Source organism: Sphingopyxis sp. HIX (assembly GCF_001468285.1).
Lineage (GTDB): Bacteria > Pseudomonadota > Alphaproteobacteria > Sphingomonadales > Sphingomonadaceae > Sphingopyxis.
Genome location: NZ_LNSB01000053.1, coordinates 23,084 through 34,888 on the forward strand (window position 1 = coordinate 23,084; position 11,805 = coordinate 34,888).

The following is an 11,805-nucleotide window of genomic DNA, read 5'->3' on the forward strand; positions in this document are numbered from 1 at the left end:
AGCTCAGGCGAGAAGGCTATCGAACAGGTCGTTCCAATCGGGATTGGCTTCGGTGATCAGCCGCCGTTTCCAGTCGCGGTGCCATTCCTTCAACGCCTTTTCGCGCGCGATGGCTTCGGGCATCGTGGCGTGGAATTCGGCATAGACGCGCTTTCGGATATTATAGCGGCGGCAATGCGTGGCTCCCTTGCCCGCGCGATGTTGCATCATGCGCGCAGCGATGTCGCTGGTGACGCCGACATAAAAGAGGCGATTGCTGCGGTTGGTCAGGATGTAGACGCAGGGCTGGCGCATGACGCCAACTCATATCACGTCGTCATCCCGGCGACGGCCGGGATCTCGCCGTTTCGGAGGTGATTGGCGGCGAGGGCGAGACCCCGGCCTTCGCCGGGGTGACGGATTCTTTCAGGCGTAGTTTGCGATTTCGTTGCGCTCTGGCCTTCACCAAGGCCGCTTCGTCGCCATAGTCCATGGGGGGCAGATCCTTTTAACGGGATCAACCCCATAGCGCCTGGTTCAACACGCGTTACCGCCGTCACGTTGTAAACCCGCAATTTACAACGCAAGTCGGTCAAGCCTTCTCGAGCAGCCCCTCGTCCTTGATCCTTTTCTGCCACAGCATCGGCGCGTTGACGTGGACGTTCTGGCCTTCGCTGTCGACCGCGACGGTCACCGGGAAGTCCTGCACCTCGAACTCGTAGATCGCCTCCATGCCGAGGTCGGCGAAGCCGACGACCTTGCTGCCCTTGATCGCGCGCGCGACGAGGTACGCCGCGCCGCCGACCGCCATCAGATAGGCGCTCTTGTGCCTGGCGATCGCCTGCGTCGCGGCGGGGCCGCGCTCGGCCTTGCCGACGCAGGCGAGCAGGCCCTGTTCGAGCATCATGTCCATGAACTTGTCCATGCGCGTCGCGGTGGTGGGGCCCGCGGGGCCGACGATTTCCTCGCCGACCGGATCGACCGGGCCGACATAATAGATGACGCGGCCCTTGAATTCGACGGGCAATTGTTCGCCCTTGGCGAGCATGTCGGCGATGCGCTTGTGCGCGGCGTCGCGTCCGGTGAGCATCTTGCCGTTGAGCAGCAGCCGGTCGCCCTGCTTCCAGCTTGCGACGACGTCGGGGGTCAGGCTGTCGAGGTCGACGCGGATCGCGGCCTGGTCGGGCTTCCAGTCGATCTGCGGATAATCGGCGAGCACCGGCTTTTCGAGATAGGCGGGGCCGCTGCCGTCGAGCGTCACATGGGCGTGGCGGGTCGCGGCGCAATTGGGGATCATCGCGACGGGCTTCGACGCGGCGTGGGTCGGCCAGTCGGCGATCTTGACGTCGAGCACGGTGGCGAGGCCGCCGAGCCCCTGCGCGCCGATGCCGAGCGCGTTGACCTTTTCATACAGCTCGATGCGCAGTTCCTCGGTCGGGTTCGACGGCCCGCGCGCGAGCAGTTCGGTCATGTCGATCGGGTCCATCAGCGACTGCTTCGCGAGCAGCATCGCCTTTTCGGCGGTACCGCCGATGCCGATGCCGAGCATGCCGGGCGGGCACCAGCCGGCGCCCATCTGCGGCACCATTTCGAGCACCCAGTCGACGATGCTGTCGGACGGATTCATCATCTTGAACTTCGACTTGTTCTCGCTGCCACCGCCCTTTGCGGCGACGTCGATCACGACCTTGGCGCCGGGCACCATCTCGACGTTGAGCACCGACGGCGTGTTGTCCTTGGTGTTGACGCGGCTGAACGCGGGATCGGCGAGGATCGAGGCGCGCAGCTTGTTGTCGGGGTGGAGATAGGCGCGGCGCACCCCCTCGTCGACCACCTGCTGCAGGCTGCGGGGTGAGTCGAGGCGGCAGTCCATGCCCCATTTGATGAAGACGGTGACGATGCCGGTGTCCTGGCAGATCGGGCGATGCCCCTCGGCGCACATGCGACTGTTCGAGAGGATCTGCGCCATCGCGTCCTTCGCCGCGGGCGACACCTCGCGCTCATAGGCCGCGGCGAGCGCGCGGATATAGTCCATCGGGTGGAAATAGCTGATGTACTGGAGCGCGTCGGCGATCGTTTCGATCAGATCGTCCTCGCGGATGATGACGGTGTTCATGGGTGCAGCCCCCTTTGCCCTGTTTCAGGATTCGCCCGAGTCCCTAGACCTGCTCGCGACCGACGGGAAGGGCATTCCCACTCTCGTCATCCCGGCGAAGGCCGGGATCTCGCCGTGGCGAAAGGACGCGAGGGTGAGATCCCGGCCTTCGCCGGGATGACAGGAGAAGTTAGCGAAAAGCGTCGCCATCCGACTTGCGCCGGCCGAAGCTGCGCGGTGCGGCGCCGGGCGGGGGTGGCGGTTCTTCGGGCGCGTCGCGGTCGGTCGCGCGGCGCTGCGGCGCCTCGGGCTCGAAATCGACCAGCGGCGCCTTTTTGACGAGCGCGTACCAGCAGCCGATCGCGGCGGTGCCGAGCAGCCCGATCCACCCCGCGCCGATCGCCGCGGTGAGCGTCCAGCCGAAGGCGGGAGGCGAGACGAGCGCCATCGGGACGGTGAGCAGGGGAACGAGGATCAACGTGCCTGCGAGCTGCCAGCGCCGCGACATCTGGGTGAGCGCGGCGCCGATCGCGACATTGGCGAAGGCGAGCAGCAGGAACTTCGTCGCGACCGGCCAGGGCAGGCTGGCCATCGACGGCGAATATTCGCCGACGGTGAAGGCCGCCTGGATGTCGAAGAGCAGCCAATTCTCATAGGCATCGCACAGCGCCGCCGCGACCGGCAGCAGCGCTGCGGCGAGCAGCCAGCGCAGACGAAGCTCGCGCCACAGCGCGACCAGCCCGCTCGTCACGAAGGACGCATAGAGCAGCATGAACAGATAATCCTGTTCGTTGCCCGCGCGCATCGCCGCGAGGCGCGCGACCTGGCCGGGATCGCTGTCGGGCCCGAAGACCGCGAGCAGATCGGCCTGGCTCCGCGCGAATTCGAACGCGATCACGGGGGCGCCATAGCCCGGCGCATGGGCATAGCCGGTCGGCGGAAAGACCTGCGCCAGCGACAGGCTGAAGAGCAAGGTGCCGATGCCGAGCGCGAGGGTGGCGTACCACCAGCCGGTCGGCGCGGGCGCTCGCATTCGCTGCGCCTCGACCCAGCGCTGGAGCCCCCCGCTCATGCGCCGCGCCCGCGAGCGATCAAATTATTGGCACTCGGCGCATTTGCCGCGCACTTCGATCACCGGCCGTTCGGCGGCGAAGCCGGTCGCGTCGGCGGCGGCACGCACGCCGTCGGAGAGCTTGTCGTTGTCGATGTGCACCGCGCTGCCGCAGCTGTCGCAGATCAGGAAGATGCAATCGTGCAGACAGCCCGGATGGCTGTTCGCGACGAAGGCGTTGGCGCTCTCGACGCGGCGGACGAGGTTGTTCGCGACGAACAGGTCGAGGATGCGATAGACGCTGTTCGGGGCGACGCGCTTGCCGCGGTTCTTCGACACGATGTCGGCGATTTCATAGGCGCTCGCGGGCTTGCCGATCTTGGCGACCGCGTCGAAAATCTGCGCGCGCATGTCGGTCCAGGCTTCGCCGGCGGCTTCGAGCGCGGTCTGCGCCGCGTTGGCGAGCGAGGCGCCGCTGGCCTCGACGTGCGGATGGTCATGCTTGCCCATTGGCTTGTCCTCAGGCGCGGATAATGCCGCGCTAACTGTCCATCAATGTAGGATGTTTGGGGGGCGCCCGCAAGCCGCGGACCGGTCCGTTCCGGCGCCGGGTCAGCTGCGCGCGCGGCGGTTGAGGTCGTGGCCGAGCGCGACCACCGCGACACCGACCATCGTTGCGAGCACTTCGGTCCCGTCGTGCGGCCGCGACAGCGCGCCCGCCATCATGCCCAGCCCGAAGCTGCCGACCGCGAAGGGCATGATATAGCCGTGGCTGAGCACGCCCGAAACGAGCGTCACCAGCGCGAAGCCGATCGCGATGACCAGTCCGACCTCGTGGAACAGGTGATTGTCGAGGAACACCCCGCCGACCGAGGCGAGCGAGGCGACGAAGACGGTGGTCGCGAGGCAGTGGACGAGGCACAGCCCCGACAGGCCCATCGCCAGCTGGTCGCCCGAAAGCGAGGTCAGCGGCCGCGAATCGCGCGCAGCCCGAACCAGCGCGCCGAGGCGCGTCGTGGCATGGCTGTGGCCGGCGACCTGCGTCACCCGATTCTCCGTTCAACGATCTGGAGCCTTGATATGGCATAACATAGCAAAGGTTACAACATCACATGGCGAATCTTTTCTTTTCGCCGTGCGGCCGGTTCGGGCTAGCCTTCGGCCGGACGACATGGGGGAGCATGCCGAATGACCGACCTGGCCCAGCCGCTGACCTTGCCGTGCGGCGCGGTGCTGCCGAACCGCATCGCCAAGGCGGCGATGACCGAGGGGATGGCGACCCCCGACGGCCGCGCGACGGCGGCGCTCGAGCGGCTCTACGGCCTGTGGTCCGACGGCGGCGCGGGGCTGCTGATCGGCGGCAACATGGTGATCGACAAGGATCATCTCGAACGGCCCGGCAATGTCGTGGTCGACCGGCCGCCCGATGCCGATGCGATGGAGCGGCTGACGCGCTGGGCGGCGGCGGCGACGCGGGGCGGCAATCATTTCTGGCCGCAGCTCAGCCACAGCGGGCGCCAGACGCAGGCGAACGTCAACCCGCACCCCAAGGCGCCGTCGGCGGTCAAGCTCGGGCTGCCTGGCGGGCAGTTCGGCGAGCCGGTGCCGCTGACGTTGGAAGAGATCGCCGATCTGGTCCAGCGCTTCGCAGTCGCCGCCGACGCGTGCCGACGCGCGGGCTTCACCGGGGTGCAGATCCACGCCGCGCACGGCTATCTGGTATCGCAGTTCCTGAGCCCGCGGAGCAATCTGCGGACCGACGCCTATGGTGGCTCGCTCGAAAATCGCGCGCGCTTCCTGCTGGAAGTGGTCGCCGCGGTGCGCGCGGCGGTCGGCCCGGCCTATCCGGTCTCGGTCAAGCTCAACAGCGCCGATTTCCAGAAGGGTGGTTTCGAGTTCGACGACAGCCTTCAGGTGGCGCGTTGGCTCGAAGCCGCCAGCGTCGACCTGATCGAGATTTCGGGCGGCACCTACGAGCAGCCCAAATTGCTCGGCATCGAGGGGATGGAAGAGAGCGAAGCGCAAAATGTCGCGCCATCGACGATCGCGCGCGAGGCCTATTTCGTCGACTTCGCGCTGGCGATGCAGGCCGCGGTGACCGTGCCGCTGATGGTCACCGGCGGCTTCCGCACCCGCGCCGCGATGGAAGCGGCGCTGGCGAGCGGCGCCGCCGACGTGATCGGGCTCGGGCGGCCGATGTGCCTCGTCACCGACGCGCCGAAGCACCTGCTCGCGGGCGAGGACGCACTGCCGCGCTACGAGGACGAGCGCGGACTGGTGCCTGGCTGGCTCGGCTTTCTCAAGCGCTTCCAGATGGTGAAGGCAATCGACGGCTTTGCGGGCATCTACTGGTTCTACCAGCAACTATGGCTGCTGGGGCATGAGGGCCGCACCGACCCCGCGCTCACGACCTTCCGCGCCTTCCGCATCCTCGAGGCGCGCAACAAGGCGATATTGAAGGCGCGGGGTTAGGCCGCGCCCTCCTCCGCCCGCAGCGCCTTGCGGTCGAGCTTGCCGATCATCGTCTTGGGCAGGTTCAGCCGCACCTCGACCGTGCTCACCCGTTCGTGCTTGCCGAGCTGGGGGTTGAGCCAGGCGGCGAGGGCTTCGCCCGAGACATTGAACCCCTCCTCCAGCGTCACGAACGCCTTGGGCACTTCGCCGCGATAGGCGTCGGGGACGCCGAGCACGATCGCTTCCTTGACCGCGGGATGCTCGTAGAGATGCGCCTCGATCACGCTCGGATAGACCTTGAAGCCGCCGACCGCGATCATGTCCTTCAGCCGGTCGACGATGCGGACATAGCCGTCCTCGTCGATCGCCGCGACGTCGCCGGTGCGCAGCCAGCCGTCCTCGGTGAAGCTGTCCCCGTCGGTTTTTGGGGCGGCGTCGGCGCGGGTCCAGTAGCCGCGCATGATCTGCGGTCCCTTGACGACCAGCTCGCCGGGTTCGCCCGCGGGGGCATCCTGCAACGGATTCTCCTTGTCGACGAGGCGGATATGCGTCGCGGGGAGCGGCTGGCCGATCGTGCCCGCCTTGACCGGGCCGTCATAGGGGTTGGTCGAGACCACGCCGGCGCTTTCGGTGAGGCCATAGCCCTCGACGAGCGCGGCGCCGGTCGCGGCGACGAACTTCTCGCGCAGCTCGGCGGGCATCGGCGCGCCGCCCGAGATGCAGACGCGCAGCGAGGAGAAGTCGGTCTTGGCGAGGTCGGGATGGTCGAGCAAAGCCTGGTACATCGTCGGCACGCCGGGGAGCGCGGTCGCCTTGGTGCGCGAGATCGCCTCCAGCGCCTGCTTCGCGTCGAAACGCGGCAGCATCGCGATCATGCCGCCATTGAGGACGGTGCGGTTGAGCACGCAGGTGTTGGCGAAGACGTGGAAGAAGGGGAGCACGCCGAGGATGCGGTCGTCGGCGGCGTGGTCGGGATCGATGCTGTTCACCTGCCGCGCGTTGGCGGTGAGATTCTGGTGCGTGAGCATCGCGCCCTTGGGCGTGCCCGTGGTGCCGCCCGTGTACTGGATCAGCGCGACATCGGCTTCGGGGTCGATGGGGGCGGGGTCATATTGGCCGTCGTTGTCGACGAGCGCCGAGAAGCGCGTGACGCGGCTGTCGTCGGGCAGCGCCGACACCTCCTTGCGGCGCAGCATGCGGTACAGGAGGGACTTGGCGCCGGGAAGGCCGCCCGCGACCGAGCCGACGACGAGCTGCTTGAGGCTCGATCCGTCGAGCACCTTGAGCGCGGTCGGGAGCAGCGCGGTCGCGCTCATCGTGAAGAGGATGTCGGTGCCCGAATCCTCGACCTGCGCCTCGAGCTCCGCGGGGGTGTAGAGCGGCGAGAAATTGACCACCGTCGCCCCCGCGGCGAGCGCGCCATAATAGGCCGCGACATAATGCGGGACGTTGGGCAGGAACAACCCGACGCGCGTGCCCTTGCCGATGCCGCGCGCCTGCAGGCCTTTCGCGACGCGCGCGACGCCGCGCGCGACCTCGTTGTATCCGAAACGGCGGCCCATGAAATCGAGCATCGGCGCATCGCCTTTTCGTGCGACGCTGGCGGCGAGCATGTCGGGAAGCGAAAGCGGCGCGAATGGCTGGTCCCAGGCGGTCGGGTGGTTGTAGTGTGTCGACCAGTCATAGGGGCTTGTCATCGCGGCGCGTCATCCTTCTGCGAGAGGAGCGGTGGGGGTGTCGGTCTTACCTAGGCACGACGCGCGCGCATCGCAATCGGGGGGTGCGGCGCTTGCAGCGATGCGGCGTCGCCGCTAGGCAGGGCCGAAGGCAGGGAGGAACGGCCATGGGTGCGATACGGCGGAGACTTTGGGCCGCGGCGGCGGGTCTGGCCGTGACGGCGGCATGGGCGCCGGCGGCGCCGGCGAAGGACAAGGAACCGCCCGCCACCCCGGCGCAGGTCCAGAAGGTCTACGACTGCCGCGCGGTCGCCGATGCGGCGGCGCGGCTCGCTTGCTTCGACGCAGAGGTCGCGGCGCTCGCGCAGGCGCAGGCGGCGAACGACATCACCATCTTCGACCGCGCGTCGGCGCAAAAGGCGCGGCGCGGACTGTTCGGCTTCACGCTGCGCGACCTGCCCTTCTTCGGCGGCGGCGACGATGACGAGGAAAAGATCACCCGCTTCGAAACGACGATCAAATGGGCGCGCCGCGAAGGCTATAACAAGATGCGCTTCGAGATCGAGGACGGCGCGGTGTGGATTCAGACCGACCAGACCGACCTGCCGCGCGACCCCAGGCCGGGCGAGAAGGTGGTGATCTATCCAGGCGCGGTCGGCAGCTATTTCGCCGAGATCGGTAGCCTGAAGCGCATCCGCGTCCGCCGCGAGCGCTGACGCCTCCGCCGGGTCGCGGAACGCGGCAATCGACGATGACAGAGCATCGGATCAGCCTGCCGGGTAGCGGGGCCCCGCCCTTCGTGCTGCTCGACGACGCGCGCACCGTGGGCGCGGTGCCGGCGCGGCTGCTGCGCGATCCGGTCGAGATTCTGCGCGCTGACAGCGCCGCCGAGGTGCCGGCGCTGCTCGATGCGCTGGAGGGGGCGGGACGGCGCGGGCTCCATGCGGCGGGCTATCTCGCCTATGAGGGCGGCAAGGGGCTCGCCCCTGCCTGGCGCGGCGCGCCGCAGGGGGGCGAGGGCGATGCGCCGCTTGGCTGGTTCGGATTGTTCGAGGGCGTCGAGCGGATCGCCGCCGAGGCGGTCCCGGACCTGCTGCCCGATCCCGCCAGCTGCTGGATCGGCGCGGTCGAACCGGGAATAGCGCGCGCCGATTACGAGGCCGCGGTCGCGGCGGTGCTCGACTATATCCGCGCCGGCGACATCTATCAGGCGAACCTGACCTTTCGCGCCGCGGTAGCCGTGCTCGGTGATCCGCTCGCCGTCTATGCGCGGCTGCGGCGGACCGCGCGCGCCGGCTATGGCGGTTTCGTCTGGACGGGCGAACGGGCGATCGCATCGCTGTCGCCCGAGCTCTTCTTTGCGCTGCGCGGGCGCGAGGCGATCGCGCGGCCGATGAAGGGCACCGCCGCGCGGCGCGTCGATGCCGAGGCCGATGCGGCGGCGGCGCGGCAACTTGCGACCGACCCCAAGCAGCGCGCCGAAAATCTGATGATCGTCGACCTGATCCGCAACGACCTGTCGCGCGTCGCGGCGCCGGGGTCGGTCGCGGTCCCCGACCTGTTCCGCGTCGAGAGCTTTCCGACGATCCATCAATTGGTGTCCGACGTGACCGCGACCCTGCCGACGGACAAGGGCGCGGTCGACGTGCTGCGCGCGGCCTTTCCCTGCGGGTCGATCACCGGGGCGCCCAAGGTGCGCGCGATGGAGATCATCGACGAACTCGAGGTCGGCCCGCGCGGGCTCTACACCGGGTCGATCGGCTTCATCGAGCCGGGCGGCGACGCGGCGTTCAACGTCGCCATTCGTACGTTACTCTTTCCGCCGCTAACCGGCTTGCAGGAAACGCCGATTCGCGCCACGCTGGGATTGGGATCGGGAATCGTCGCCGACAGTCTGCCATCGGAGGAATGGCATGAATGTCTGGCCAAGGGGGAATTTGTGGGGGCAGCGCGCGAGAGTTTCGATCTGATCGAGACGATGCATTTCGACCCCGTCGACGGGGTCCAGCGGCTCGAAGGGCACCTCGCGCGGATGAAGGCGAGCGCGGCGGTGCTGGGCTTTACCTTCGACCGGCACGGCGCGCGCAACAGCCTGCAATCGGCGACCTTTCGCCTGCGCAGCGCGGCGCGGGTGCGGATGCGGCTCGCGCCGTCGGGCGCGCTCGCGATCGAGGTGTCGCCGCTGCCGCGGCTTGCCGAGCTGCCGGTGCCCGTCGCGGTGCGCCCCGCGCCGATGGCGGCGGACGATTTTCGCCTGGTCCACAAGACCAGCCTGCGCGCGCTCTATGACGAGGCGCGGACAGAGGCGGGCGCGGACGAGGTCGTCTTCGTCGACGAGCCGGGCTTCGTCACCGAGGGGAGCTGGAGCAATATCTTCGTCGAGCGCGAAGGCGTGCTGCTGACCCCGCCCGCGTCGCTCGGGCTGCTCCCCGGGGTGCTGCGCGCCGAACTGATCGAAAAGGGCCGCGCGGTCGAATCGCACCTGCGCCTGGCCGATCTCGCGGACGGTTTCTTCATCGGCAATTCGCTGCGCGGGCTGGTGCCGGCGCGGCTGCAGGGGGACGGTGCATGACCAAGGCGCGAAGCCGGCTGTGGCCGGCGTTGTTGCTGTTGGTCGCCGCCCTCCTGCCCTCCATCGCCGCGCACGCACAGGAACAGGCCGCGCGGGCGACGACGCCGGGGCTGACCGGCTATTGGAACGGCATCCGCGACGAAGATCCGGTCGGCGCCGACGATCTGGCGATCACGCGCCTGTCGATCGAGCTGACGCAGCGCGGCGGCATGGTCAATACGGTGATCGAAGCGGTGCTGTCGCATCGCAACCAGCAACGCAAAGACCCGATCGAGGCGCATGTCGCCTTTGCGCTGCCCGATCAGGCGGTCGTCACCGGCTATGCACTCGATATCGGCGGGACGATGGTCGCGGGCACTTTGCTCGATCAGGGCAAGGCCAAGCGCGTCTATGAGGCCGAAATCCGCAAGGGCGTCGACCCCGGGCTGGCCGAGGTCGTCGGCAACCGCTTCACCACGCGCGTCTTCCCGATCGCGCCGGGCGGATCGCGGACGGTGCGGCTGCATTTTTCGGCGCCCGCCGATGCGGCCGACGGTTTCGCGCTGCCCTGGCTCGCGGCGCCGATCCAGGGGCCGGTGACCGTCCGCTATCAGGCGACCGCGATCGCCGGCCGCCCGGCGCTGGCGCTGCCATGGGGGCAGGCCATGCCGGTCGCGCGTAGCGGCATCGCGTGGAAGGGCGAGGCGCTGGCACCCGCGGGCGCGAGCTTCGCCGCGCCGCTGCGAATCACGGCAGCGGCGGTCGACGGTCCGATCGTGTCGCGGCACAGGAGCGGGCAGGAATTTTTCGAAGTGTCGGCGGGTCCGGCCAGGGACGCCGGCGCCGCCGCGCCGTCCGAACCCGGGCGGCTGCGTATCTATTGGGACCGCAGCTGGTCGCGCGGTGACGACGCGCTGGACAGCGAGATCGCGCTGCTCGGCGACTATCTGGCGGTGCGGCCCGCGAGCGCGATCGACCTGGTGAGCTTCGCCGAGGACGCGCCCGTCGTGACCACGGTCGCGACCGCGGCCGAACTGCAGGCGGCGCTCGCCGGGCAGCGCTATCTGGGCGCGACGCGGCTGACCGGGCTCGATGCGCTGAAGCTCGCCGATGCCGCGCAGTGCCTGATGTTCACCGACGGCGCGCGGAGCATGGACCCCGGCGCCGATTTCGCGCCCGACTGCCGGCTCCAGATCGTCGCCTCGGCGCCCGATGCCGACACCGCCTGGCTGTCGAACCTGGCGCAGGACAGTGGCGGGCAATTGATCCTGCTGGCCCGCGAAAGCCGCGCCGCGGCGCTCGCCGCGCTGACGCGGCCGGCGGCGGGCGTGGTGCGCGTGCGCAGCGCCTCGGGGCACCGGCTGCCCTTCCGCAGCCTCGCGACGAAGGGCGGCGGCTGGCATATCGTCGGCCCGATGCGCGGGCAGGAAGGGCTGACTTTGTGGATCGCCGACGCGCGCGGCCGCGTGTCGACCAGCTATGTCGAGCGCGACGAGGCGCGGGTGGACCGTCATGACGGCGCGGGCGCGCTGTGGGCCGCGAGCGAGGTTGCCCGGCGCGCCGACGATCCGGCGCAGCGCGAGGCGACGGTCGAGCTCGCGCGCAAATATCAGGTCGCGGCGGCGTCGCTCGCCTTCCTCGTGCTCGAATCGCCCGAACAATATGTGAGCGCCGACGTCGCGCCGCCCGCCGACGGCTTCGACGCCGAGTGGCGCGCCGAATATGCCGAAATGCGCAAGGACAAGGACGAGGAGGCGGCCGAGGAGCGCGAGGAGCATCTGGAGATGGTCCGGGCGAACTGGGCCGAGCGCAAGGCGTGGCACGCGCGCCGGTTCGACGCCAATGCCAGGGCGAAGAAGGTGGCTGCGAGCGAGGGCGCCGATGCCGCGGACGCCGCCGCTGCCGCAGCCGATGTCGCCGCGGCCGGCGCCGACGCGGCGGCCGAGATGGACTATGCGCCGCCACCGCCGCCACCGCCCCCGCCACCGCCCTCACCGTC

General features: G+C 69.1%; 10 protein-coding genes. 4 read left to right on the forward strand and 6 right to left on the reverse strand.

Annotation, left to right across the window (positions count from 1 at the left end; translation table 11 throughout):
• Nucleotides 1–3: 3 nt before the first annotated feature.
• The 5 genes from ATE62_RS20055 to ATE62_RS20075 form a co-directional block, all read right to left on the reverse strand.
• Entirely contained in the window at nucleotides 4–294 is a 291-nt protein-coding gene (locus ATE62_RS20055) for a GIY-YIG nuclease family protein (protein ID WP_058809489.1), read from the reverse strand.
• A 277-nt stretch (nucleotides 295–571) separates the two neighbouring features.
• Nucleotides 572–2,095, reverse strand: coding sequence for a fumarate hydratase (locus tag ATE62_RS20060; protein WP_058809490.1), 1,524 nt, complete (start codon nucleotides 2,093–2,095; stop codon nucleotides 572–574).
• A gap of 169 nt (nucleotides 2,096–2,264) precedes the next feature.
• Entirely contained in the window at nucleotides 2,265–3,146 is an 882-nt protein-coding gene (locus ATE62_RS20065) for a hypothetical protein (RefSeq protein WP_197411728.1), read from the reverse strand.
• Between the two features lie 24 nt (nucleotides 3,147–3,170).
• Nucleotides 3,171–3,635: a Fur family transcriptional regulator gene (locus ATE62_RS20070; protein ID WP_058809491.1), complete on the reverse strand. Its 465-nt coding sequence runs from the start codon at nucleotides 3,633–3,635 to the stop codon at nucleotides 3,171–3,173.
• Nucleotides 3,636–3,737: 102 nt separating this feature from the next.
• Complete coding sequence (locus ATE62_RS20075; protein ID WP_197411729.1) at nucleotides 3,738–4,172, reverse strand: MerC domain-containing protein; 435 nt, start codon at nucleotides 4,170–4,172, stop codon at nucleotides 3,738–3,740.
• A 141-nt stretch (nucleotides 4,173–4,313) separates the two neighbouring features.
• Here ATE62_RS20075 and ATE62_RS20080 point away from each other — a divergent pair, with 141 nt between their 5' ends.
• Nucleotides 4,314–5,597 carry an NADH:flavin oxidoreductase/NADH oxidase family protein gene (locus ATE62_RS20080; protein ID WP_058809492.1) on the forward strand — a complete coding sequence of 428 codons (1,284 nt, stop codon included), beginning with the start codon at nucleotides 4,314–4,316 and terminating at the stop codon, nucleotides 5,595–5,597.
• On the opposite strand, the gene ATE62_RS20085 is transcribed toward ATE62_RS20080, so the two are convergent.
• Nucleotides 5,594–7,276, reverse strand: a complete 1,683-nt coding sequence (locus ATE62_RS20085) for an AMP-binding protein (protein ID WP_058809493.1) — start codon at nucleotides 7,274–7,276, stop codon at nucleotides 5,594–5,596. The two genes, ATE62_RS20080 and ATE62_RS20085, sit on opposite strands and share 4 nt — an antisense overlap.
• 146 nt (nucleotides 7,277–7,422) lie before the next feature.
• Between ATE62_RS20085 and ATE62_RS20090 the strand changes: the two genes are divergently transcribed.
• The 3 genes from ATE62_RS20090 to ATE62_RS20100 form a co-directional block, all read left to right on the forward strand.
• Nucleotides 7,423–7,971, forward strand: coding sequence for a hypothetical protein (locus tag ATE62_RS20090; protein WP_231736334.1), 549 nt, complete (start codon nucleotides 7,423–7,425; stop codon nucleotides 7,969–7,971).
• 35 nt (nucleotides 7,972–8,006) lie between these two features.
• Nucleotides 8,007–9,827 (forward strand): aminodeoxychorismate synthase component I, encoded by a 1,821-nt coding sequence (gene pabB, locus ATE62_RS20095; RefSeq protein ID WP_197411730.1) that lies wholly within the window; start codon nucleotides 8,007–8,009, stop codon nucleotides 9,825–9,827.
• The coding region (locus ATE62_RS20100; RefSeq protein ID WP_156422295.1) for a VIT domain-containing protein at nucleotides 9,824–11,805 on the forward strand (1,982 nt) is incomplete at its 3' end. The genes pabB and ATE62_RS20100, both read left to right, overlap by 4 nt.